The organism is Klebsiella terrigena, from assembly GCF_012029655.1.
Classification (GTDB): domain Bacteria; phylum Pseudomonadota; class Gammaproteobacteria; order Enterobacterales; family Enterobacteriaceae; genus Klebsiella; species Klebsiella terrigena.
In genome coordinates this window covers 3833164-3856448 of record NZ_CP050508.1, presented here as the reverse complement: position 1 = coordinate 3856448, position 23285 = coordinate 3833164, and the positions used below count along the sequence as shown (strand labels likewise).

The 23285-nt window shown below is 55.7% G+C and carries 25 protein-coding genes and 1 pseudogene; 20 read left to right on the top strand and 6 right to left on the bottom strand.

Annotation, left to right across the window (positions count from 1 at the left end; translation table 11 throughout):
• The 7 genes from HCK03_RS18130 to HCK03_RS18100 all read left to right on the top strand — a co-directional run bounded on the left by HCK03_RS18130 (nucleotide 1) and on the right by HCK03_RS18100 (nucleotide 5895).
• Nucleotides 1–180, top strand: a complete 180-nt coding sequence (locus HCK03_RS18130) for a hypothetical protein (RefSeq protein ID WP_141335015.1) — start codon at nucleotides 1–3, stop codon at nucleotides 178–180.
• A gap of 39 nt (nucleotides 181–219) precedes the next feature.
• A complete protein-coding gene (locus tag HCK03_RS18125) occupies nucleotides 220–942 on the top strand; it encodes a hypothetical protein (protein WP_134525466.1) in 723 nt (240 codons plus the stop codon).
• On the top strand, nucleotides 914–1462 hold the full coding sequence (locus HCK03_RS18120) for a baseplate complex protein (protein WP_134525467.1): 549 nt from the start codon (nucleotides 914–916) through the stop codon (nucleotides 1460–1462). Before HCK03_RS18125 ends, HCK03_RS18120 begins: the two co-directional genes overlap by 29 nt.
• A 3-nt stretch (nucleotides 1463–1465) precedes the next feature.
• On the top strand, nucleotides 1466–3145 hold the full coding sequence (locus HCK03_RS18115; RefSeq protein ID WP_134525468.1) for a hypothetical protein: 1680 nt from the start codon (nucleotides 1466–1468) through the stop codon (nucleotides 3143–3145).
• Between the two features lie 70 nt (nucleotides 3146–3215).
• A complete protein-coding gene (locus HCK03_RS18110; RefSeq protein WP_134525469.1) occupies nucleotides 3216–3521 on the top strand; it encodes a hypothetical protein in 306 nt (101 codons plus the stop codon).
• A gap of 181 nt (nucleotides 3522–3702) precedes the next feature.
• Nucleotides 3703–4560, top strand: coding sequence for a DNA-processing protein DprA (locus HCK03_RS18105; RefSeq protein WP_134525470.1), 858 nt, complete (start codon nucleotides 3703–3705; stop codon nucleotides 4558–4560).
• Between the two features lie 12 nt (nucleotides 4561–4572).
• A complete protein-coding gene (locus HCK03_RS18100; RefSeq protein ID WP_134525471.1) occupies nucleotides 4573–5895 on the top strand; it encodes a hypothetical protein in 1323 nt (440 codons plus the stop codon).
• A 323-nt stretch (nucleotides 5896–6218) separates the two neighbouring features.
• On the opposite strand, the gene HCK03_RS18090 is transcribed toward HCK03_RS18100, so the two are convergent.
• Nucleotides 6219–7904 carry an aspartate:alanine antiporter gene (locus tag HCK03_RS18090; protein WP_041147558.1) on the bottom strand — a complete coding sequence of 562 codons (1686 nt, stop codon included), beginning with the start codon at nucleotides 7902–7904 and terminating at the stop codon, nucleotides 6219–6221.
• A gap of 269 nt (nucleotides 7905–8173) precedes the next feature.
• On the opposite strand from HCK03_RS18090, the gene ybjM reads away from it, so the two are divergent.
• The gene (gene ybjM / locus HCK03_RS18085) at nucleotides 8174–8557 is read left to right on the top strand and encodes an inner membrane protein YbjM (RefSeq protein ID WP_115193255.1); all 384 of its coding nucleotides are present in this window, start codon (nucleotides 8174–8176) and stop codon (nucleotides 8555–8557) included.
• A 6-nt stretch (nucleotides 8558–8563) separates the two neighbouring features.
• Here the strand turns inward: ybjM and HCK03_RS18080 are convergent, their stop codons facing one another.
• A complete protein-coding gene (locus HCK03_RS18080) occupies nucleotides 8564–8827 on the bottom strand; it encodes a GrxA family glutaredoxin (RefSeq protein WP_004859945.1) in 264 nt (87 codons plus the stop codon).
• 205 nt (nucleotides 8828–9032) lie between these two features.
• Between HCK03_RS18080 and HCK03_RS18075 the strand changes: the two genes are divergently transcribed.
• From HCK03_RS18075 to HCK03_RS18020, 12 genes and pseudogenes are all read left to right on the top strand, one after another.
• The gene (locus tag HCK03_RS18075) at nucleotides 9033–9323 is read left to right on the top strand and encodes a YbjC family protein (protein WP_041144746.1); all 291 of its coding nucleotides are present in this window, start codon (nucleotides 9033–9035) and stop codon (nucleotides 9321–9323) included.
• Nucleotides 9307–10029 (top strand): nitroreductase NfsA, encoded by a 723-nt coding sequence (gene nfsA / locus HCK03_RS18070; RefSeq protein WP_041144747.1) that lies wholly within the window; start codon nucleotides 9307–9309, stop codon nucleotides 10027–10029. The genes HCK03_RS18075 and nfsA overlap by 17 nt, the downstream gene beginning before the upstream one ends.
• A gap of 116 nt (nucleotides 10030–10145) precedes the next feature.
• Nucleotides 10146–11048, top strand: a complete 903-nt coding sequence (gene rimK / locus HCK03_RS18065; RefSeq protein ID WP_167691990.1) for a 30S ribosomal protein S6--L-glutamate ligase — start codon at nucleotides 10146–10148, stop codon at nucleotides 11046–11048.
• 88 nt (nucleotides 11049–11136) lie between these two features.
• Entirely contained in the window at nucleotides 11137–11619 is a 483-nt protein-coding gene (locus tag HCK03_RS18060) for a type III secretion system chaperone family protein (protein ID WP_041144749.1), read from the top strand.
• A gap of 347 nt (nucleotides 11620–11966) precedes the next feature.
• Nucleotides 11967–13079: a spermidine/putrescine ABC transporter substrate-binding protein PotF gene (gene potF, locus HCK03_RS18055; RefSeq protein ID WP_041144750.1), complete on the top strand. Its 1113-nt coding sequence runs from the start codon at nucleotides 11967–11969 to the stop codon at nucleotides 13077–13079.
• Nucleotides 13080–13242: 163 nt separating this feature from the next.
• Entirely contained in the window at nucleotides 13243–14376 is a 1134-nt protein-coding gene (potG, locus tag HCK03_RS18050) for a putrescine ABC transporter ATP-binding subunit PotG (RefSeq protein ID WP_115193252.1), read from the top strand.
• A gap of 10 nt (nucleotides 14377–14386) precedes the next feature.
• Complete coding sequence (gene potH, locus HCK03_RS18045) at nucleotides 14387–15340, top strand: putrescine ABC transporter permease PotH (RefSeq protein ID WP_041144751.1); 954 nt, start codon at nucleotides 14387–14389, stop codon at nucleotides 15338–15340.
• Nucleotides 15337–16182, top strand: coding sequence for a putrescine ABC transporter permease PotI (gene potI / locus HCK03_RS18040; RefSeq protein WP_041144752.1), 846 nt, complete (start codon nucleotides 15337–15339; stop codon nucleotides 16180–16182). The genes potH and potI overlap by 4 nt, the downstream gene beginning before the upstream one ends.
• A 60-nt stretch (nucleotides 16183–16242) precedes the next feature.
• Nucleotides 16243–16732: pseudogene (locus HCK03_RS18035) on the top strand (YbjO family protein).
• A 42-nt stretch (nucleotides 16733–16774) separates the two neighbouring features.
• The gene (rlmC, locus tag HCK03_RS18030) at nucleotides 16775–17905 is read left to right on the top strand and encodes a 23S rRNA (uracil(747)-C(5))-methyltransferase RlmC (RefSeq protein ID WP_167691989.1); all 1131 of its coding nucleotides are present in this window, start codon (nucleotides 16775–16777) and stop codon (nucleotides 17903–17905) included.
• Between the two features lie 78 nt (nucleotides 17906–17983).
• On the top strand, nucleotides 17984–18700 hold the full coding sequence (locus tag HCK03_RS18025) for a response regulator transcription factor (protein WP_041144755.1): 717 nt from the start codon (nucleotides 17984–17986) through the stop codon (nucleotides 18698–18700).
• A complete protein-coding gene (locus tag HCK03_RS18020) occupies nucleotides 18697–20169 on the top strand; it encodes a sensor histidine kinase (RefSeq protein ID WP_041144756.1) in 1473 nt (490 codons plus the stop codon). Before HCK03_RS18025 ends, HCK03_RS18020 begins: the two co-directional genes overlap by 4 nt.
• A gap of 75 nt (nucleotides 20170–20244) precedes the next feature.
• Here the strand turns inward: HCK03_RS18020 and artJ are convergent, their stop codons facing one another.
• The 4 genes from artJ to artI form a co-directional block, all read right to left on the bottom strand.
• Nucleotides 20245–20976 carry an arginine ABC transporter substrate-binding protein ArtJ gene (gene artJ, locus HCK03_RS18015; RefSeq protein ID WP_041144757.1) on the bottom strand — a complete coding sequence of 244 codons (732 nt, stop codon included), beginning with the start codon at nucleotides 20974–20976 and terminating at the stop codon, nucleotides 20245–20247.
• Between the two features lie 181 nt (nucleotides 20977–21157).
• Entirely contained in the window at nucleotides 21158–21826 is a 669-nt protein-coding gene (gene artM, locus HCK03_RS18010; protein ID WP_076945036.1) for an arginine ABC transporter permease ArtM, read from the bottom strand.
• Nucleotides 21826–22542, bottom strand: a complete 717-nt coding sequence (gene artQ / locus HCK03_RS18005; protein ID WP_041144759.1) for an arginine ABC transporter permease ArtQ — start codon at nucleotides 22540–22542, stop codon at nucleotides 21826–21828. Before artQ ends, artM begins: the two co-directional genes overlap by 1 nt.
• Nucleotides 22543–22548: 6 nt before the next feature.
• On the bottom strand, nucleotides 22549–23280 hold the full coding sequence (gene artI / locus HCK03_RS18000) for an arginine ABC transporter substrate-binding protein ArtI (RefSeq protein WP_041147560.1): 732 nt from the start codon (nucleotides 23278–23280) through the stop codon (nucleotides 22549–22551).
• Nucleotides 23281–23285: the final 5 nt, after the last annotated feature.

The following is a 23285-nucleotide window of genomic DNA, read 5'->3' as shown; positions in this document are numbered from 1 at the left end:
ATGGATGAAGAAAAAATGTTGCCTCCTTTTGATAAATGGTTTTCTGAAATTGTTTCTCTGGCAAAAGAAAGTAATCTAAGGCCAGTTTATAAAGGGGCGTGGGTGGATTTTTTTGATAATGGAATGACACCATCTGAGGCAATATCTAATAATGCCGAGAGATTGCAGCCATTATCCTGATCACTCGCACAGTGATTTTTATCTGTACTGGCAGGCTACATGTGGAAATACAGTAAAATTCAGTTAAAAGAAACCATGCCGTTTGGAAGCTGTACTGTTTTGCCAGCGCACCCTTGGGTATATGGGCTTGGCCAGAAAACGGAGAACGGCACATATCTCAGCCCGGCGAATGCTGTTTCGTATCTGGCGCAGCAACTGGCTGATATCGGCGATATTTCCGATGTGGTGATATTCCTAATTACCGGCAGCAGCCATGATGATTTTATGCAGAATCTCGATGGACTGGTTGATGTTCTGCCGGTTCCCGCCATGACACAGGTTAAACGACTGGCGCAGTCGGCGGCAGAGCTGGCCACAGAGAGGATGCTGATCCCGTCACCTGCAATCGCGTCAGTTGCGGCCGTGCCGTTCTCCACACCGACAACACGCGCAGCGCTGAATGCGCAACGAATCGTGGAAGGGCAGATGCAGGCCGCATCCGGTTTTAGTCTGGCGGGGGCAAAGGCAGCGCTGGCCGACTTCATCCGGGAGAGAACCGGCATTCTTGACGAGGTGTCCAGCGGGCTGGGATCGCTGAAGGGGAAAAGCGCCCGTGCCTGGGCGTTCACCGCGCAGGGCGATATCACCACCACGCTGCGCAGCATGGTGAAAGATATTCCGGCCGTGTCGGCGGTGCATTGCGCTGCGGTGATGATGGTCGGGGAAAATCTGGCAGGACTCAGGGAGATGATACATGAACTCGATAGCGACACTGGCGCTTAACGGCGAAGGTATCCCGCTGAAAAATATGCGGGTCACGCTCACTATGCAGTTTCAGGATAAAGAGCAGTCCGGGCAGACCAGTTCCACTGCCAGGGCAGAGCAGGGAACGAAGGGCAAAGAGCTGCGCGTATCCGGCGAAGTACCGTTTAAAACCCCGGAGGTGCTGAAGCGCATCTTTGAGCTGGCCAGCGCCACCGGTGACGATGGCCAGCGGCAGAAATACCGGGTTGCGCACGATGCAGCCCGTGCAGTCGGATTCCGTGAAGCGACGTTTACCGGAAGCCTGGACGCGCCGCAGCAGGAAGGGCGCATGTCCTGGCTGGTCACGTTCACGCTGACCGAATTTATCAGCGTACCGGAAAAGCGGGAAGAGCGTGCGGCCGGAAAGGTCTCCGCACAGAAGCAAACGGCGGGTACAGGTGCCACGGGGAGCGGAACAGCCTCAGCCGGGGAAAGTGACGAGAAACTGACGTGGTTTGAGAGCAAGGTGCTTAAGCCCGTAAATGAAGCGCTGGGGTAATGCGTGAAACCAGTTCAACGAGTTTATTTATCAACGCAGCAGGTTCACTGCCCGGATATCGATCTGGTGCTGGAGCTGAACAGCTGCGGCCGGGGATTTATCACCGCACAGACGGATCAGGACTATACCGGCAAGCTGGTGCGGGTTGATGTGGGCTATACCGATCTGCTGCTTCGCTGGTTTACCGGGTACGTTGAGCGCTCCCAGCCTGCGGAAAACGGCTTCCAGCGCCTCTTCGTGCGCGAGCTGGCGGGCGTATTCGATAAGTTGTGGCCATGCTCCATGCAGCACCCGACACTGAAACAAATTGGCGGCTGGCTGGCAGAGCAGAGCGGCATCACCGTTCAGGTGCCGGATGCCACGTATGCGACTACGCCGATCCCCCATTTCACCCACAGCGGCACTGGTTTTCAGCTTCTGAATGTACTGGGGCAGGCATTCAGCGTGCCGGACTATATCTGGCATCCACTGCCGGACGGTGGATTATATCTGGGTGGTGCTGAAGGAGCCATGTTCGCCGGTCGGGAAGTGGAAATCCCGGCAGAATTTGCCCAAAGCACGGCGGGAGGCAACAGTATGACGCTGCCGGTGGTGCAGAGCCTGCGCCCCGGTGTGGAGATGAACGGCCAGCGGATCACCCGCGTTCATCTGCATAATGCGGATATGACCGTGACCTGGACGCCGCGCAACAAACAGACGGGCCAGCCGTTACAGAAAACCGCCTTTCAGCGCCAGATTGAAGCAGCTTACCCGGAGCTGGCCAACGGACTGCATACCCCAAGAATGGGGCGCGTCGTGGCGCATACCGAACCAGTCAGCAGCGGTAATTTTGCCGATCCGTTTCGCCCGCGCTACGCCGTGGATGTGCAACTGCTGGACGCGAACGGCAACCCGGACGGCAGCACGCCGGTGTATTCAGCCGTACCGCTGCCGGTGCCGATGGCGGGGCATGATTCCGGGCTGTTTCAGTTCCCGGCGCTGGGAACGCTGGTCGAAATCGGGTTCACCGGAGGGCGTCCGGATAAGCCTTTCATCCGTGGCAGTCATGCAGACGGTACAAGCCTGCCTGACCTGAAGTCGGGAGAGCAGCTGCAACAGCAACGCGAAGAGGTATCGCAGCGCGTCACCCAGGCCGGAGACTGGGAACGAAAAACCGATCAGAGTATCCGTGAAGACTCCATGTCCAGGGAAGTGACCGCCGATACGGAAAAACGCGAGCTGGTCACGCGGGAAACGATGGTGAAAGCCACTGACAAAACCACGGTGCTCGGCACGGCGCAAATGACGGCAGGGGCCATTCAGCAGATTGCGACCGGGGATTATGCTGTGGCCACAGGTCGAAATCGCCTGGCAACAATCAGCGGCGATGATGAAACGGAGGTTGCTGGCCAGCAGACCACAACCACTGGCAAAGGCCTGATAGAGAAGATTGGCGCGATACGCCGCAGCGTCGCCGCCGTGCAGCAGCAGATTGTTGCGCCGGTGGTCTGGATCGGCTCAGAACAAATAAATGTGACACAACTGATGCTGGACACGCTCGACGTGGTGAAAGAACTGGCCACACTCACTGCCAGACATGCCCACCCGGAGACCGGCCTGCCAACCAACGCCAGAGAGATTGAGGGGGTGGCGGCGAAGACCGATACACTTAACGAGAAATACTCCCCCATCATCGCTGAATAACCCCTCTTACTCAGCCCGCATAATGCGGGTTTTTTTGTACCCGCCACCAGACCGCGCCAGACGCCCCAGAATGCCACGAACACCCAATCCAACGCGGGCTGCGCCAGAAATAGATCACCGCAGCAGATGGCGGCACGCTGCGCCACAGCCTGGCAAAATAAATCTTTCCCGGACGAAATCGGCGCTACACCGCACCCGCCTGCGGTTTTTGGATCATAAAAATTTTTCAGTTTTATTTTTCTTCAAACCGCACCGCCAGACCGCGCCAGTGCTGGCGGCTTTGCGGAAAACCAGAACTGAAAAGATTGAAAAGAATTTCAGTGTTTTTCAGTTTACTATAGTGTTTGGTATCAATGCTATGCCTTTAATGTGTTGATATTATTTATTTTTTTTATTTTTTTTGGCCTCTGTTAAGCATTTTTAAAAAACCCATCTCCTAACTCCATATGGCTTTGAAAAACTACCGGAAACTGAAATGTATAAACAAACTGGATTTCAAATTGATTCATTATCTTATAATGTGGAGGACAGACAACGAGTGACTGATAGGAACAAACATGGATAGCTCTCTTACACTTACTGTTGCACAAAGTGAAGCTTGGCAACACGCAGCATTGATTTTAGCCAAAAAAATAGGAGTAGGATCCAAAAAATCCAATGCCGAGTTAAAAAGTTTATTATTAAATTTTGGGAGTATACAAAAGCTATATGATTATCACTTTTCAATGATACCACCCGATTCGGATATAGTTTCTAAGCTTGATAAGATATTTTCAAGTTTGAAAGTAAATTTTGGAGTGATTAATTGTTTAGACGATAATTATCCAGATTTACTTCAAGATATTTATGGTGCTCCACCTGTTTTGTATTATCGAGGTGATATTAATATATTGAAACTGCCTCGAAGCATTTCTTTTGTTGGTACAAGGAATCTTGATAATCCTGAACATATTACGCAAGGTTTAAATGCCTTGGAACGGCTTGTAAAAGCCGGTTTTCAGGTTATTGTCAGCGGACTTGCAAAAGGTTCGGATACGCTTGGCCATCAAACAGCAATAAAACTTGGAGCAAAAACGATAGCGGTTTTAGGTAACCCTATAAATATTGCCTATCCAGCTGAAAACAAAAAGCTTCAAGAATTGATTGCGAAAGAACATCTCGTTTTGAGTGAATATCCGGTTGGTATACTTTCTCAAGGCTCTTATTTTGCAAACAGAAATCTCACAACCGTTAGCCTTTCAAGAGAAGGTGTTGTGGTAGCAAGAGCTGGAGATAAAAGTGGAACTCAATATGCGATAAGAACATGTGTTGAACAAAACAAAACTGTTTATGCGTTAGAAAATAATATTCATGAACCAGAATATCAGTGGGTTCATAAGTATAAAAAATCGATTAAAGTTGTTAAGGATAGATAAAGGGAGTTTGCCATGAATTCAAGAGCTATAATCTTTGACTTAGATGATACAATCTTTGCTACAGAAGAATTTAAACCATACCTCCGAACCGAATTTGGACGAGAAACCATTCCTGGTCTTATTGAACGCGGTGAGATTGAAGTTAGAGAAAGGCATCAGGGCGTTGTGGAATATATCAATGAACTGATAAATAACGGGATTGCTATCTTTATATTCTCTGACTCTCCCTCGGCTTATTGTTTTGCTATTCTTGATAAAGGTGGTGTCAATGTAAGTCGAGATAATGTTTATTGTAGTCAACATAAACCTACAGTTGATGATAATAACATCTTTACTTCATATCAAGATATTTTGGTGGTTGGTGATAGTCCCAAAGATATATATTTTGCTCATTTAAGGGCTTTCCCCTCTATCTTGCTTGGAAGATTGAGCAAAAAATCCTGTGAATATTATAATCGCTGGACAAAGCCAAGTGCTATATGTACAAATCTGGATGAACTGAAATCTGCTGTTGATGACTACCTAAATGGACAGTTAGTTTTCCAGCAACATGATTTTAAAAAAAATTATGATACCGTCGATCCTGATGAGTGTGAATTAACAACAATACCATCAGAAAATATGGGGCATGCCTTTGAATATTGGCCAAATTCAGATGACTGGGATGACGTAGAAGATCGAAAAAAAGTATGGTTTGAAGTAAAGAGATCAATTAAAGTTGCAAAAGAATTAACTCCAAGCCAAATAGAAAGTAGTGAAAGAGTTGCATTTTACAATCGAAATAAAACTATCGGGTATGGAAAAGCTTTCAAAGCATTGATGTGGGTATCATTCCAGGAGTTTTTAAAATGGGCGAAAAAAGAGAAGCTAACTGGGAAAATATATTTGGTTCCTACACCACCCTCAGTTCCGATGGAATGTAATAAATCATTTCCGATGCTAATTTTGGCTGAGTGGTGGTCAAAGTATGCTTATTTTGCGCGGAAAAAGGGTGAGATAAACTTTATTCTTGAACATTTTTACATCGTTGAACGCTTTTGGCCAACGCCTCCAGCTCATATGTCAAATGGAAGGAGAGAGGTTAGGCCCCATCTTGAGACATTAGGTACTTATAAGAAAATCACAAAAAATGATGGAACGGCTGTAATAATTTTAGATGATATAGTTACCTCTGGAACTCAAATGAATGCTGTTGCAACACTACTAACCGAAGTTGGAATTTTTAAAAATGAGATTCCTTTTTACGGATACGCCTTTGCTCGAACAACACGTCCAGGTGCAGATGTCTCCGAATTGTTGAGGCTATTTAGCGCATCTGAAATTGCTGGATCATGAGTAACTATCCTACAGGCATTATGTCATGTTGCCCACTCCCACGCTTTGTCGAATGGACTCATGGTCGAGGAGGCTGCTTATTCTCCTCAACCAAACACAATGACTCTGTCGCCATTTCGTCGCCATTGGTGTTTGATGTTTGACATATGTTGTTGATTTTTATTCTTTTAATTTCAAGGCAACAAAAAACCCATCAACCTTGAACCTAAGTGGCGGGGTTGATGGGCTCCACAAAATGGGGACATCAAAGAAAAGCAGTGGCACTACTTATGACTGATGCCCGTAAGAAAAGTTCTGCCGATGTGCATTTTTTTCTCAAAAAATTACTGAAGCCCTGGCCAGATGATGACAATCAGCGTCCCGGCGAGAGTTAGCAGCACGTTGGCTATCGCGTAGGTCCCCGCATATCCCAGCGCCGGAATGTTGCTGCGTGCGGTGTCGCTGATAATCTCCATCGCCGGCGCGCAGGTTCGTGCTCCCATCATCGCGCCAAACAGCATTGCGCGGTTCATGCGCAGAACGTAGGCGCCGAACAGGAAGCAGATAACTACCGGCACCAGGCTGACCACCAGGCCCGCCGCCAGCATCTGTCCGCCGACGGCGCCGAGGCCGTGGCCAATCCCGGCGCCGGCGCTCAGGCCGACCCCGGCCATAAAGACCATCAGGCCGAACTCTTTCACCATATTCAGCGCCCCCTGCGGGATGTAGCCGAAAGTCGGGTGGTTGGCCCGCAGGAAGCCAAGCATGATCCCGGCGAACAAGAGCCCCGCGGCGTTGCCGATCCCGAAGCTGAACGAGCTGAACTGGAAGGTGATCATCCCGATCATCAGGCCGACGATGAAAAAGGCGCAGAAGGCGAGCAGGTCGGTGACCTGACTGTGAATGGAGATAAAGCCGATGCGGTCGGCCACGGTTTTTACCCGTCGCGCGTCGCCGCTGACCTGCAGAACGTCGCCTTTGTTGAGCACCACGTTATCGTCAATCGGCATCTCAATCTGGCTGCGGATCACGCGGTTTAAGAAACAGCCGTGATCGGTCAGCTTCAGCTGGGCGAGACGACGGCCCACCGCATTGTGGTTTTTCACCACAATCTCTTCGGTGACGATGCGCATATCCAGCAGGTCGCGGTCGAAGACCTCCTTGCCGTTGCGAAAGCTGGGGTCGAGTCGGGCGTGGGCGTCCGGATAGCCCACCAGCGCTATATCATCCCCTTTCTGCAGCACCGCATCGCCGTCCGGGTTGGCCAGAATGCCGTTACGCCGAATACGTTCGATATAGCAGCCGGTCTGACGGTAGATGCCCAGCTCGCGCAGATTTTTACCGTCCGCCCAGGCCACCAGCTCCGGGCCAACGCGATAGGCGCGGATCACCGGCAGATAGACCTTACGCTTGGAGTCAGTATCCAGCCCGCGCTCGCGGGCAATCTGCTGGGCGCTGGTTTGCAGATCCTGATGCTGCAGCTTGGGCATATAGCGCGCGCCGACGATCAGGCTCACCAGGCCAACCAGGTAGGTCAGGGCGTAGCCGAGGCTCAGATGATCGAGCGAAAGCGCCAGCTGGTCGGCGGGCAGACCGAAGTGGCGCAGCGTGTCGCCAGCGCCCACCAGCACCGGCGTGGAGGTCATGGCGCCGGCGAGCATCCCGGCGGTCAGACCGATATCCCAGCCGAACAGTTTACCCAGCCCTAAGGCCAGCAGCATCGCGCTGCCGACCATCACCAGGGCGAGCATCAAATAGTTTTTCCCGTCGCGGAAAAAAATAGAAAAAAAGTTGGGGCCGGCTTCGACGCCGACGCAAAAAATAAACAACATAAAGCCCAGATTCAGCGCATCAGTGTTAATACTGAAATGCTGCTGGCCTAATAATAAGGAAACCACTAAAACGCCAATGGAATTACCAAGTTGTACTGACCCGAGGCGCAGTTTCCCGAGACAAAGACCGAGTGCAAGGACAACGAATAATAACAGGATGTAATTCCCGTTTAACAAATCTGCGACGTTTATATTCACGAAAACCAACTTCTCATTTACTAGTAAGTTGTTGAAGGAAATGGTTATTTGGTCTAAGGTTGCTCCAGTGTTCGCGTTGTCCCGAACCCTATTCTGGCATCCCGTTATAACCGGCAAAAATATAGTCGATAGTTTAATCCTTCCTGGATGCTGCGGCTAGTCACAATCGTATTTACTCCGGCGGGAGCCTTTATTGGCATGGATTGCCAGAATGCTTTATCTGACTGGGCTAATTGGAAGTGGGTTAGAGGCAGAATCAGGAGGATGTTGTGAAAGCTGAGCGTGCCTGGACGGGTGCCGTCTGCGGATTTTTTCTGTTTGTCGTGGTCTGTTTATCGCTGTTACTACATATGAAAGGCACCTTTCGGGCTGGCGGTAACCCAGAGCTCGGGCTGCTGCTTTTTTTGCTGCCCGGCGCGCTGGCGAGCTCTCTCTCTCCGGGACGACGCGTGATACAGCCGCTGGTTGGCGCAATTCTGGCGGCGCCGGTTTGCCTGGCGGTGATGCGGATTTTCTTTGTTACTCAGAGGACGTTCTGGCAGGAGCTGGCGTGGCTGTTTAGCGCGGTATTCTGGTGCGCGCTCGGCGCGCTGTGCTTTATGTTTATCTGCGCCTGGCTCGATACCAGACGCAGCAACTCATCGGAGCATTAAACCGTCTCAGGCAAACAGGCCGAGGTTCTCTTTAGCCCAGGCTTCAAAGTCTGTGCAGCCGCCGATGTGCTTCTGATCGACGAAAATCTGCGGCACGGTTTCAACCGGTTTACCTACGGTCTTTTCCAGATCGCTTTTGCTGATGCCCTCAGCGTGAATATCAACGTAGCGGTAGTTAAAATCGTCGCGCTCGTTGGTCAGTTTTTCAGCCAGCTCTTTGGCACGGACGCAATAGGGGCAACCTGGACGACCAAAAATTACGGTAAACATTATTTCTCTCCTTAAATCTCAGCCGGATGGCGAATGACCCCTATGATGCCGCGTTCTGCCGGCGAGTAAAAGAAGGTTCTGCCTTTTGCTTCGATGGTTTAAGGCTATGTTTGATAAATGACTTTGCTTTTAAACCGTTATACTAACCTCGTTGCGCGACGATTTTTTGCTTCGCCGCGCTAAGCCCACGGACTGGAGGAGAGCGATGCGTTCGCCCGCTGTGTTACCCAAAAGCGTTCTGGTGATAGAGATCGTCGGCATCGTACTGCTGACGCTGGCCTGGCTCTCGCTTAATCAGTACCTGCAGCTGCCGGCGCCTTTTGCCAGCCCAACCGCCGCGCTAATAATGATCTTTGCCGGCGTCCTGCTGATGATCCCGGCCGCCATCGCGCTGGTGTGGCGGATGGCGAAGATCGTTGCTCCCCAGCTAACCGAAAGCAAAAAAACACCTTCTTCATTGTCAGACAGAGAAAAACGAGATGACGCCGACCATTGAGCTGCTGCGTAGCCACCGCTCCATTCGCCACTTTACCGACGCACCCGTCAGCGACGAACAGCGCGCGGCAATTATTGCCAGCGCGCAGGGAGCCTCCAGCTCCAGCTTTTTACAGTGTACTTCGATTATCCGTATTACCGATCCGCGCCTGCGCGAGCAGCTGGCGGCGATGAGCGGCGGCCAGCAGCACGTGGTGCAGGCGGCGGAGTTTTGGCTATTCTGCGCCGACTTTAACCGCCTGCTGCAGATTTGCCCGGACGCCCAGCTGGGCCTCGCGGAGCAGCTTCTGCTTGGCGCCGTCGATACCGCGATGCTGGCGCAGAACGCGCTGGTGGCCGCAGAGTCGCTGGGCCTTGGCGGGGTCTATATCGGCGGCATTCGCAACAGCATCGAGGCGGTGACCGAGCTGCTGAACCTGCCGCAGCACGTCCTGCCGCTGTTTGGCATGTGTCTCGGCTGGCCGGCCGATAATCCGGACGTCAAGCCGCGCATGCCGGCGGCGATGCTGGTCCACGAAAACGGCTATCAGCCGGTCGATGACGAGGTGCTGGCCCAGTATGATGAGCAGCTGGCGCAGTACTATCTGTCGCGCAGCAGCAACGCGCGCCGGGATACCTGGAGCGACCATATCCGCCGCACCATCATTAAAGAAAGCCGCCCGTTTATTCTCGACTATCTGCATAAGCAGGGCTGGGCAACGCGCTGATTGCGTGTAAACTGCAGCCGGACTGGCATCCGGGGGTTGCGCCAGGCCAGCGCGAATGTTGAGACTTATCAGCTATCAACGGCCCGTCTGAACGGGCCTTTTTGCCGAGGTGCAGGGTGAAAATTGCCATATTATCCCGGGACGGGACGCTCTATTCATGTCGCCGCCTGACCGAAGCCGCGAACAAATGCGGCCACCAGGTGGAAATCCTCGATCCGCTCTCCTGCTATATGAACGTCAGCCCGGTGGCCTCATCGATTCACTATAAAGGCCGCCAGCTGCCGCATTTCGATGCGGTGATCCCGCGCATCGGCTCGGCCATTACCTATTACGGCACCGCCGCGCTGCGCCAGTTCGAGCTGCTGGGCAGCTATCCACTGAATGAATCCGTCGCCATTACCCGCGCGCGCGACAAGCTGCGCTCGCTGCAGCTGCTGGCGCGTCAGGGGATCGACCTGCCGCTGACCGGTATTGCCCACTCCCCGGACGACACCAGCGACCTGATCGCCATGGTCGGCGGCGCGCCGCTGGTGGTCAAGCTGGTCGAGGGCACGCAGGGGATCGGCGTGGTGCTGGCAGAGACCCGCCAGGCGGCGGAGAGCGTGATTGACGCCTTCCGCGTGCTCAACGCCCATATTCTGGTGCAGGAGTATATCGCCGAAGCGAAAGGGCGGGATATTCGCTGCCTGGTGGTGGGGGACGAAGTCGTGGCAGCCATTGAGCGGCGGGCGAAAGAGGGCGATTTCCGCTCCAATCTGCACCGCGGCGGCGTCGCTACGGTGGCAACGATTAGCGAGCAGGAGAGAGCGATCGCCATCAAGGCGGCAAAAACGCTCGGTCTGGACGTTGCCGGGGTCGATATCCTGCGCGCCAACCGCGGGCCGCTGGTGATGGAGGTTAACGCCTCGCCGGGCCTTGAGGGAATTGAAACCACCACCGGGGTTGATATCGCCGGGCACATGATTGCCTGGATTGAGCGCCAGGCGACGCCAGAATTCTGCCTGAAAATGGGCGGATAGCGCGCATTGATGACACTTTCATGGTATGCGCCGCGTTTTTTGCGTAAGCTATGACGTCGTTTTTCCACAGCAAGAGGTTACAGGTCATATGGATTCTCTGGTCGTTCCGGGTCTGGATACGTTACGTCACTGGCTCGACGAATTAGGCATCAGCTTTTTTGAGTGTGATTCCTGCCAGGCTTTGCACCTGCCGCACATGCAGAACTTCGACGGCATTTTTGACGCCAAGCTCGATCTGGTGGATAACGTGGTGCTCTTTTCCGCGCTGGCGGAGGTGAAGCCGTCCGCGCTGCTGCCGCTGTCGGCTGATCTCTCGGCGATTAACGCCAGCTCGCTGACCGCCAAAGCCTTCCTCGATATCCAGGACGACAATCTGCCCAAGCTGGTGGTTTGTCAGGCGCTGCCGGTGGGTGTCGGCATTACCCTCGAGCAGTTCGGCTGGTTCTTCCGCCAGGGCGAAGAGCAGATCTCGATGGTTATCCTCGAAGCCGCGGCCAACCAGCTGCTGTATAAGGCCGATGAGGAAGAGGATCTCGCGGTGCAGGAGGTTCAGCACCATTTTCTTCACTAGCCTCGCCGGTGAATAGCGCAGCCACTGCCAGAGCGGCTGCGTATTACACGCTTTTATTCTGCTATTAACCCGCCGTTAAAGAATTATTCACCGCCATTCTGCCGCTTTCGGCTTATCACATAGACCCATATTGCATAAAAAATTGATAAAAGCCGTTATTTTACCTGGGCTATAGCCTCTTATTCTGGCTACAGTTATTCTGACGCTGCTTCCAGTTGCGGGCAACCATTCCGGGAGAGGTCCTCTCTCCTTTTCTTAGACAATGAAAAAATATGCATGATTTTTGCATGCGGATAATTGCGTATATTAAGTCCGTGGTTAACGGGCATTGAGAAGGAATAAGAGATATGACCGCCTTTGGTAAAAAATGGTTAACAGGCTTGGTTACCGGCGCGCTGATGGCCGTCTCTGCCGGTTCGCTCGCCGCTGAACAGAAAACCCTGCACGTTTATAACTGGTCTGACTATATTGCCCCGGACACGGTGGCCGATTTTGAAAAAGAGACCGGGATTAAAGTGGTGTACGACGTTTTTGATTCCAACGAAGTGCTGGAAGGCAAACTGATGGCGGGCAGCACCGGCTTTGACCTGGTGGTACCCTCAGCCAGCTTCCTCGAGCGCCAGCTGGCGGCGGGGGTGTTCCAGCCGCTGGATAAAAGCAAGCTGCCCAACTGGAAAAACCTCGACCCGGAAGTCTTAAAGCTGGTCGCTAAGCACGACCCGGAAAATAAATACGCGATGCCGTATCTGTGGGCCACCACCGGGATTGGCTATAACGTCGATAAAGTGAAGGCCGCGCTGGGTAAAGACGCGCCGCTGGATAGCTGGGATCTGGTGCTGAAGCCGGAAAACCTCGAAAAACTGAAAAGCTGCGGCGTCTCCTTCCTTGACGCACCGGAAGAGATTTTTGCCACCGTGCTTAACTACCTCGGCAAAGACCCGAACAGCATGAAGGCCGATGACTATACCGGTCCGGCGACCGACCTGCTGCTCAAGCTGCGGCCGAACATCCGCTACTTCCACTCCTCGCAGTATATTAACGACCTGGCCAACGGCGATATCTGCGTCGCGATCGGCTGGGCGGGCGACGTATGGCAGGCCGCAAACCGCGCCAAAGAGGCGAAAAATGGCGTCAACGTCTCCTACTTTATTCCGAAAGAGGGGGCGATGGCGTTCTTTGACGTCTTTGCGATGCCGGCAGATGCTAAGAATAAAGATGAAGCCTATCAGTTCCTTAACTATCTGATGCGCCCTGAAGTTATCGCTAAGATTAGCGATCAGGTGTACTACGCCAACGGCAACAAGGCCTCTACGCCGCTGGTCAGCGAAGCCATCCGCAGCAATCCGGCAATTTATCCGCCGGCCGACGTGTTCGCCAAGCTGTTCACCCTGAAGGTTCAGGAGCCGAAAATTGACCGCGTGCGCACCCGCGCGTGGACCAAGGTAAAAAGCGGGAAATAAAACCTGATGGCCCGGTTCGCCGGGCCTGAAAAGGGTATAAATAGCCGGAGTATTGCAGTATGCCCGGCTAAAAAAACGCACCAGGATGGTGCGACTGCACGATAAAGAATGATGTATGGCAACCGGGCCATACGGTGGTGAGTTTTTGCCGGAGAGCGCTTAAGTGAATGACCTAATTTCCCGCCCACAAATGAAAGCCCCGAAAGCGCTGACCCCGCTGCTGGAAATCCGTAACCTGACCAAATCGTTCGATGGTCAGCACGCCGTCGATGACGTCAATCTCACGATTTATAAAGGCGAAATCTTCGCCCTGCTGGGCGCGTCCGGCTGCGGGAAATCAACGCTGCTGCGCATGCTGGCGGGCTTTGAGCAGCCGACAGCCGGACAGATTATGCTCGATGGCGTCGACCTGTCGCGCGTCCCGCCGTACCAGCGGCCTATCAACATGATGTTTCAGTCTTACGCGCTGTTCCCCCATATGACGGTGGAGCAGAACATCGCCTTTGGCCTGAAGCAGGACAAGCTGCCGAAAGCCGAAATCGCCAGCCGGGTACAGGAGATGCTGGCGCTGGTGCATATGCAGGAGTTTGCCAAACGCAAGCCGCACCAGCTTTCCGGCGGCCAGCGTCAGCGCGTGGCCCTGGCGCGCAGCCTGGCAAAAAGGCCGAAGCTGCTGCTGCTCGACGAACCGATGGGCGCGCTGGATAAAAAGCTGCGTGACCGAATGCAGCTGGAGGTGGTGGACATCCTCGAGCGCGTGGGGGCGACCTGCGTCATGGTGACCCACGATCAGGAAGAGGCGATGACCATGGCGGGGCGCATTGCGATCATGAATCGCGGCAAGTTCGTGCAAATCGGCGAACCGGAGGAGATCTACGAGCACCCGACGACCCGCTATAGCGCGGAGTTTATCGGCTCGGTCAACGTCTTCGAAGGGCTGGTGCAGGAGCGGCTGGAGGATGGTCTGGTCCTGAACTCGCCGGGGCTGGTGCATCCGCTCAAGGTTGACCCCGATGCTTCCGTCGTCGACAACGTGCCGGTGTGGGTCGCCCTGCGTCCGGAGAAAATCATGCTCTGCGACGAGCCGCCGGCGGACGGCTATAACTTTGCCGTCGGGGAAGTTATCTACATTGCCTACCTCGGCGATCTGTCTATCTACCACGTGCGCCTGAAAAGCGGGCAGATGCTCAGCGCCCAGTTGCAGAACGAACATCGTCATCGCAAAGGCTCGCCAACCTGGGGTGATGAAGTCCGTTTATGCTGGGACGCGGACAGCTGCGTTGTTCTGACGGTGTAAGGAGAGGGCGATGAGTACATTAGAACCACCGGCAGGGGCGAAAAAGCCGGGCGGCACAACGCCGTGGCTAACGCGCCTGCAAATGGCCCACGGCCGCAAGCTGGTGATTGCGCTGCCGTATCTGTGGATGACGCTGCTGTTTCTGCTGCCGTTCCTGATCGTCTTTAAAATCAGCCTCGCGGAGATGGCGCGGGCTATTCCGCCCTATACCGATCTGCTGGAGTGGGCCGACGGTCAGCTGACGATTACCCTTAATCTGGCGAACTTCCTGCAGCTCACCGACGATCCGCTCTACTTTGAGGCCTATTTGCAGTCGCTGCAGGTGGCCGGGATCTCCACCTTCTGCTGCCTGCTGCTGGGCTACCCGCTGGCGTGGGCGGTGGCGCACAGCAAGCCCTCAACGCGCAATATCCTGCTGCTGCTGGTGATCCTGCCGTCGTGGACCTCGTTCTTAATCCGCGTATACGCGTGGATGGGGCTGCTGAAAAGCAACGGCGTGCTGAATAACTTTCTGCTGTGGCTGGGGGTTATTGACCAGCCGCTGGAGATCCTGCACACCAACCTGGCGGTCTATATCGGCATCGTTTACGCCTACCTGCCGTTTATGGTGCTGCCTATTTATACCGCGCTCACGCGCATCGACTACTCGCTGGTGGAGGCCTCGCTGGATCTGGGCGCTCGCCCGCTGAAAACCTTCTTCCAGGTGATCGTACCGTTAACCAAGGGCGGAATTATCGCCGGCTCGATGCTGGTCTTCATTCCGGCCGTGGGCGAGTTCGTTATCCCTGAGCTGCTCGGCGGCCCGGACAGCATCATGATCGGCCGCGTGCTGTGGCAGGAGTTCTTTAACAACCGCGACTGGCCGGTCGCGTCGGCGGTGGCCATCGTGATGCTGCTGCTGCTGATCGTACCGATTATGTGGTTCCACAAGCATCAGCAAAAACAGATAGGGGAACACGGATGAATGATTTGCCGGTAGTGCGTTCGCCGTGGCGAATATTAATCCTCGTGATTGGGTTTACCTTCCTGTATGCGCCGATGCTGATGCTGGTTATCTACTCGTTTAACAGCTCGAAGCTGGTGACGGTGTGGGCCGGCTGGTCAACGCGTTGGTACAGCGAGCTGTTCCACGACGATGCGATGATGAGCGCCGTGGGTCTGAGCCTGACTATCGCCACCTGCGCGGCGACGGCGGCGGCGATCCTCGGCACTATCGCCGCGGTGGTGCTGGTGCGCTTTGGCCGCTTTCGCGGATCGAGCGGCTTTGCGTTTATGATCACCGCGCCGCTGGTGATGCCGGACGTGATCACCGGGCTGTCGCTGCTGCTGCTTTTCGTCGCGCTGGGACACGCGATTGGCTGGCCGTCGGATCGCGGTATGCTGACCATCTGGCTGGCGCACGTGACCTTCTGTACCGCCTACGTCGCGGTGGTGATTTCGTCGCGGCTGCGCGAGCTGGATCACTCCATCGAGGAGGCGGCGATGGATCTGGGCGCCGCGCCGCTGAAGGTATTTTTCATCATCACGCTGCCGATGATCATGCCGGCGGTGATTTCCGGCTGGCTGCTGGCATTCACCCTGTCGCTGGACGATCTGGTGATTGCCAGCTTTGTTTCCGGTCCTGGCGCCACCACGCTGCCGATGCTGGTTTTCTCCAGCGTGCGCATGGGCGTCAATCCGGAAATCAACGCCCTGGCGACGCTTATCCTCGGCGTGGTCGGGATTGTTGGTTTTATCGCCTGGTATTTGATGGCCCGCGCAGAAAAGCAGCGAGTACGCGATATCCAGCGTGCAAGACGCGGCTGAAGCCCCTAAAATCGATAGCAAGACCTGGTGCCGGCGTCGCGATTGTGCGACGCCGTTTTCATGGAAGACTTAACCGTTGGGATTGTTTACTAAAGCTCGCTCATCTCATGCTCGCCTGAACGTCCCTGCGCTGGTGCAGGTGGCGGCGTTCGCCATTATTTTAATCCGCGCTCTCGACCTGCTGATGATCCTCAATCAGCTTGGCGTGCGGGGGATGAGTGAGTTTATCCACCGCAGCGTGCAGACGTGGCCCCTGACGCTGGTTTTCTTCTCAAGCCTGCTGCTGGTGTTTATTGAAATCTGGTGCGCGTTTTCCCTGGTCAAAGGGCAGAACCGGGCGCGCTGGATTTACCTGCTGACGCAGATTATCGTCAGCGGCTATCTGTGGGCCGCCTCGCTGGGCTACGGCTACCCTGAACTGTTCAGCATTGCCGGCGAATCGAAGCGGGAAATTTTCCGTTCGCTGGTGATGCAGAAGCTGCCGGACCTGCTGGTGCTGGCGCTGCTGTTTATCCCGGCATCGTGCCGACGCTTTTTCCAACTGCAATAACGGTGATACAATCCCCGCCCCTGATTTTTTGAAGGTCTTTTTATGCACTGCGCACTCTATGACGCGGGCCGCTGCCGCTCCTGTCAGTGGCTGGAACTGCCGCCAGAACAACAGCTCGCCGATAAAATGGCCGATCTGCGGTCGCTGCTGGCAGAACGCCCGGTAGCGACGTGGTGCGAACCGGTCTCCGGTCCGGAAGCCGGCTTTCGCAATAAGGCCAAAATGGTGGTCAGCGGCAGCGTTGAGCGCCCGCTGCTCGGCATGCTGCACCGTGACGGCAACCCTGAAGACCTCACCGATTGTCCGCTCTACCCGGCAAGCTTTGCGCCGGTCTTCGCCCTGCTGAAGCCGTTTATCGCCCGCGCCGGCCTCACGCCCTATCAGGTGGCCCGCCGACGCGGAGAGCTGAAGTATCTGCTGCTCACCGAAAGCCGCCTCGACGGCGGCATGATGCTGCGCTTTGTGCTGCGCTCTGAGGCGAAGATCGCCCAGCTGCGCGCCGCGCTGCCGTGGCTGCAGGCGCAGCTGCCGCAGCTGAAGGTGATTACCGCCAATATTCAGCCGGTGCATATGGCGATTATGGAAGGGGAGCAGGAGATTTTCCTCACCTCGCAGCAGGCGCTGGCGGAGCGCTTCAACGACGTACCGCTGTGGATCCGCCCGCAAAGCTTCTTTCAAACCAACCCCGAAGTTGCCAGCCGGCTGTACGCCACCGCCCGGGACTGGGTGCGCCAGCTGCCGGTAGACCATATGTGGGATCTGTTCTGCGGCGTCGGCGGTTTTGGCCTGCACTGCGCCACCCCGCAGATGCGGCTGACCGGCATTGAGATTGCGCCAGAGGCCATCGCCTGCGCGCGGCAGTCCGCCGCCGAGCTTGGCCTCAGCAACCTCCGCTTCCAGGCGCTGGACTCCACCCGTTTTGCTACCGGCGAGGGCGAAGTTCCGCAGCTGGTGCTGGTTAACCCGCCGCGCCGTGGGATTGGCAGCGAGCTGTGCGACTATTTAAGCCGCATGGCTCCGCCCTATATCATCTACTCCAGCTGCAACGCCCGCACGATGGCGAAAGATATCGCTCAGCTGACGGGCTATCGTACCGAGCGGGTACAGCTGTTCGATATGTTCCCCCACACCGCGCACTATGAGGTGCTGACGCTGCTGGTCCGCGAAGTTTAAACAAAATGTGAACTCTTCTGCCGGCCAAAATCGGGTAAGCTTTGCTAATAAGAGCATGATATTAGCGGAGCGACACCGGTGGCGAAGAAAATCCTGTTAGTTGAAGATGACGATGATATTGCCGCCCTGCTGCGCCTGAATTTGCAGGACGAGGGGTATCAGATTGTCCACGTAGCGGACGGCGCAGAGGCCCTGAGGCTGCTGGAAAAAAGCCCCTGGGATGCGGTGATCCTTGACCTGATGCTGCCGAACGTTGACGGCCTGGAGATCTGCCGGCGCATCCGCCAGATGACCCGCTATCTGCCGGTGATCATCATCAGCGCCCGATCCAGCGAAACCCAGCGCGTGCAGGGGCTGGAGATGGGGGCGGATGATTATCTGGCCAAACCCTTCTCCGTTCTGGAGCTTATCGCCCGCGTCAAAGCGGTGTTCCGCCGCCAGGAGGCGATGGGGCTAAATCTGCTGATGGATGCCGGGCGCATCGCCTGCCACGGCCTCAATATCGACCCGCTGTCGCGCGAAGTCAGACTGCGCGGCGAGCCGGTTGATTTGACCCCGCGCGAGTTCGATCTGCTGTACTACTTCGCCCGCCATCCGGGAGAGGTCTTCTCTCGCCTCTCCCTGCTCGACAGCGTCTGGGGCTACCAGCACGAAGGCTACGAGCATACGGTTAATACCCATATCAACCGCCTGCGCAGCAAAATCGAGCACGAGCCGACGGAGCCTGAAATTATCCTCACCGTGTGGGGAAAGGGCTATAAGTTTGCCGTGGAGCGCAAGGAGGTGGGGCAATGATGCGCCGTCTCAGCCTGAGCCAGCGCCTGGCGCTGGTCTTCACCTCGCTGCTGCTGCTGTGCGCGGCGGCGGTGTGCCTCGTTCAGCTCTATACCAGCGCGCAGTACGGTAACGCGATGGTGCAGCGTCTTTCCGCCGGGCTGGCGCAGCAAATTGTCGCCCGCGAGCCGCTGCTGGATGCGCAGGGGCAGGTCGATCGTCAGGCGCTGAAGCCGCTGTTCGATCGGCTGATGGTGTTTAACCCTAGCGTTGAGCTCTATCTGGTTTCTCCCGACGGCGAGCTGTTAGCCGATGCCGCGCCGCCGGGCCATATCAAACGCCAGCGCATCGATCTGGCGCCGGTGCAGGCGTTCCTCTCCGGCGCCGCGTGGCCGGTGTACGGCGACGATCCCCGCAGCCTCGGGCAGCAGAAAGTCTTTAGCGTTGCGCCGCTGCACCAGGAGGGTCAGCTGCGCGGCTATCTCTATATTATTCTGCAGGGCGAAACTTTTAACGAACTGGCGGCCACCGCCTGGCAGAAGACGCTGTGGAGCCTGCTGCTGTGGACGCTGCTGCTGGTGGCGCTGTTTGGCCTGCTGGCGGGCGGGCTGGCGTGGTTCTGGGTCACGCGCCCGGTGCGTCAGCTGACCGCCCAGGTGGCGATCTCCGGCCCGGACAGCATGGTGGCGATCAAAGCGCTGGCGGCCCAGGCGCCCGACCCGCATCCCGGGAATGAGGTGGCGATCCTGCATAATCGCTTTATTGAGCTGGCCCGCCAGATTGCCGACCAGTGGGATCGTCTGGCTGATAGCGACCGCCAGCGGCGCGAGTTTATCGCCAATATCTCCCACGATCTGCGCACGCCGCTGACCTCGCTGCTGGGCTATCTGGAGACGCTGACGCTGAAGGCCGACCGGCTCAACGCCGAGGATCGCCAGCAGTATCTGAATATCGCGCTGCGCCAGGGCAATAAGGTTCGCCATCTGTCGCAGCAGCTGTTTGAGCTGGCCCGGCTCGAACACGGCGGCATCAAACCGCAGCCGGAGAAATTTATCTTCGCCGAGCTGGTTCAGGACGTCGCGCAGAAATTCGATTTGGCGATTGCGACCCGCGGCATCGGCTTACAGCTGTCGCTGGCCGAGGGATTGCCGCCGGTGGTGGCCGATTTATCGATGATGGAGCGGGTGCTGACCAATTTGCTCGATAACGCCATTCGCCACACCCCGCAAGGAGGAGTGATTCGCCTGACGGCGCGCCAGCAGGCGTCGCAGATAGTGGTTGAGGTGGCGGACAGCGGCCCCGGCGTCGCCAGCGAGCTGCGGGCAACCCTCTTTGAACGACCTTCGGTACTTGAACCTGGCCAGCGCCGGGAGTCTGCGGGGGGATTGGGGCTGATGATCGTGCGCCGCATGCTGCAGCTGCACGGGGGTGATATTCGCCTGCAGGAGGCGGCGGCAGGGGCCAGCTTCCGCTTTACCCTGCCGCTGTAAGGTTTTCCCGGCCGCGCCGTGCTGGCTGGGCGCCCGCCTCAGGCACTCACGCCCGGGGTCGGGAAGGGCCTGCGCTTACTCAGGGAACCACTGGCTGCTGATTTTCTGATAGGTGCCGTCCGCTTTAATCGCTTTCAGGGCCCCGTTCAGCTTCTCCAGCAGCGCTTTGTTATCCGGACGAACCGCGATCCCAAGGCCGGTACCGAAGTACTGCGCATCAGTTACTTTCGGCGTGGCGACGCCGAGCTGCGGGTTGGTTTTCAGCCACTCGTTAACCACCGCGGTGTCGCCAAATACGCCATCAATACGGCCGTTTTTCAGGTCGATAAACGCATTCTGGTAGCTGTCATAGGCGACGGTTTTCACTTCAGGATGCTTATCCTGCAGGTATTTCTGATGAGTGGTGCCGTTTTCCATGCCGATACGTTTGCCTTTCAGATCGGCAAAGGTGTGGAAGGCGTCTTTCCTGGCGATAACCAGCGCGGAGTTAGCGTAGTACGGGTCGGTAAACGACACCTGCTTGCTGCGCTCCGGGGTAATGTCCATGCCGGAAATCACCGCATCATATTTTTTAAATTTTAGCGCCGGGATCAGGCTGTCGAAGGCATGGTTGGTAAAAGTACACTCCGCCTGCATCTGTTTGCACAGCGCTTTCGCCAGGTCGAGATCGAAGCCAACGATCTGATTATTGGCATCCATGGATTCAAACGGTGGATAGGTAGCGGAAACGCCAAAGCTGATTTTTTCTGCGCCAACGGCGCCAAAAGCGAAAGTGGAAAGCAGTGCAGCCAGAACTAACTTTTTCATCGTCGAACTCCCGTCGGTCAATCTTATGATGTCGTGCCGTGCTTGCGGCCGGGTTTCACAATGCCATTAAATGAATTTATATTCAATAAAGATGTATAAGTATTTTTTATTTATATAAAAAAAGCGGGTAATTCATCAGGATTACCCGCCTTTCTATTTACTAATTATGCATTTCAGAACGTTAGCTTCGACGCTCAAATGCCAGCGCCCTGTGCTCCACCAGACGCATGAGCAGCGTCAGCAGGCCGTTGACGATCAGGTACACGATACCGGCCGCGCCGAAGACCATAACGTCGTAGGTTCGTCCGTACAGCAGCTGGCTGTGGCCCATCACCTCCATCAGCGTAATGGTATAAGCCAGGGAGGTACTCTTGAAGACCAGCACCACCTCGTTGGAGTAGGAGGAGAGGGCGCGCTTAAAGGCGTACGGCAGCAGGATCGCCAGCGTGTCCTTCTTGCTCATCCCCAGCGCGCCGCAGGATTGCCACTGGCCCTCAGGAATGGCGCGGATCGCGCCATAAAAGAGCTGGGTGGTATAGGCGGCGCTGTTGAGCGACAGGGCAATCAGGGCGCACAGCCACGGCTCAGAAATCAGATGCCACAGCACCGGGTACTCCTGCAGTGACGGAAACTGCCCCGGGCCGTAGTAAATCAGGAAGATCTGCACCAGCAGCGGCGTACCGGTAAAGAGCGTGATATACCCGCGCACAATCCATACCAGCACCGGCGTTTTCAGCGTCAGGATGATGGTAAAGATCAGCGACAGAATCAGCGCGACGACGATCGAGGCCGCGGTCAGCGTCAGGCTGGTATGCAGCCCTTTGAGCAGTTCTGGTAAGTAGTCGAGCATCAGCCGGGCCTCCGTTCAAAGCGCGTCGCACGCTGGTCAATGCGCTTGAGGATGTACTGACTGAGCAGAGTGATCACCAGGTAGATTGCCGCCGCGATGATGTACCAGTTAAACGGCTCCTGGGTGCGGGTGGCAATGCTCTTGGTTTGCAGCATCAGATCGTTAACGCTAATTAAGCTGACCAGGGCGGTATCTTTTAGCAGCACCAGCCACTGGTTGCCGAGTCCCGGCAGGGCGTGGCGCCACATTTGCGGCATCACCAGGCGGAAGAAAATCGCGCTTTTCGACAGCCCCAGCGCCTGGCCCGACTCCCACTGTCCCTGCGGTACCGCTTTCAGCGCGCCGCGCAGGGTTTGCGAGGCGTAGGCGGCGTACAGCAGAGAGAGCGCCACCGCGCCGCACAGGAACGGGCTGACGTCGAAGTTCTCAATCTGCATCTGCACCGGGATCTGCGCAAAGCCGAGATTGAGGGTAAAGCCGTCAGAGAGCGTGAGCAGCAGCTGCGACGATCCGAAATAGATAAACAGGACCACCAGAATTTCCGGCAGCCCGCGCAGGACCGTTACTACGCCGGTGGTCAGCCACGCCAGCGGGCGCCATTTGACTGACTCCAGCACGGCAAAAAGCATCGCCAGGGCGAGGCCGATAATCAGCGCGCAGACCGCAAGGCCGACGGTCATCCCGGCGGCGCTTGCTAATGGAAAAAATTCGTTCATTGAGGATTACTTCTGAAACCATTTGCTATAGATGGTCTGGTAAGTCCCATCTTTTTTCACTTTTTCCAGCGCAGCGTTAAATTTCTGCTGCAGCTCGGTATTGCCCTGACGAAGCGCAATGCCAAGGCCGGTACCGAAGTAGTCTTTGTCCGTCACCTTATCGCCCACCGCTGCCAGCTTCGGATTGCTCTTCAGCCATTCGGTGACCACGGCGTTGTCGCCAAATACGGCATCGATGCGGCCGTTTTGCAGATCCAGCTTCGCATTCTGGTAGCTGTCATACGGAACGGTGGTGATTTCCGGATGCTTGTCGTTAATGAACTTCTGGTGGGTGGTACCGTTCTGGACGCCGACTTTTTTGCCCTTCAGCTGCTCGATGCTGGTAAATTTGCCCTGCTGGCCCACGAACAGCGCGGAGTTTTCATAGTAAGGGGCGGTAAACAGCACCTGCTTTTCGCGCTCAGGCGTAATGTCCATCCCGGCCATCACCGCGTCGAAGCGGCGGAATTTCAGGCCAGGGATCAGGCTGTCAAAAGCCTGGTTGGTAAAGGTGCAGGTGGCATCGATCTCTTTACACAGCGCGTTAGCCAGATCGACGTCGAAGCCGACGATTTTGTTGTTGGCGTCGGTCGTTTCAAACGGAGGATAGGACGCCTCGGTGGCAAAACGGATGGTCTGGGCTGCGGTAGCAGAAAGGCTCATGCTGGCCAGAAGCGCGGCAATCAGTACTTTTTTCATCGTCA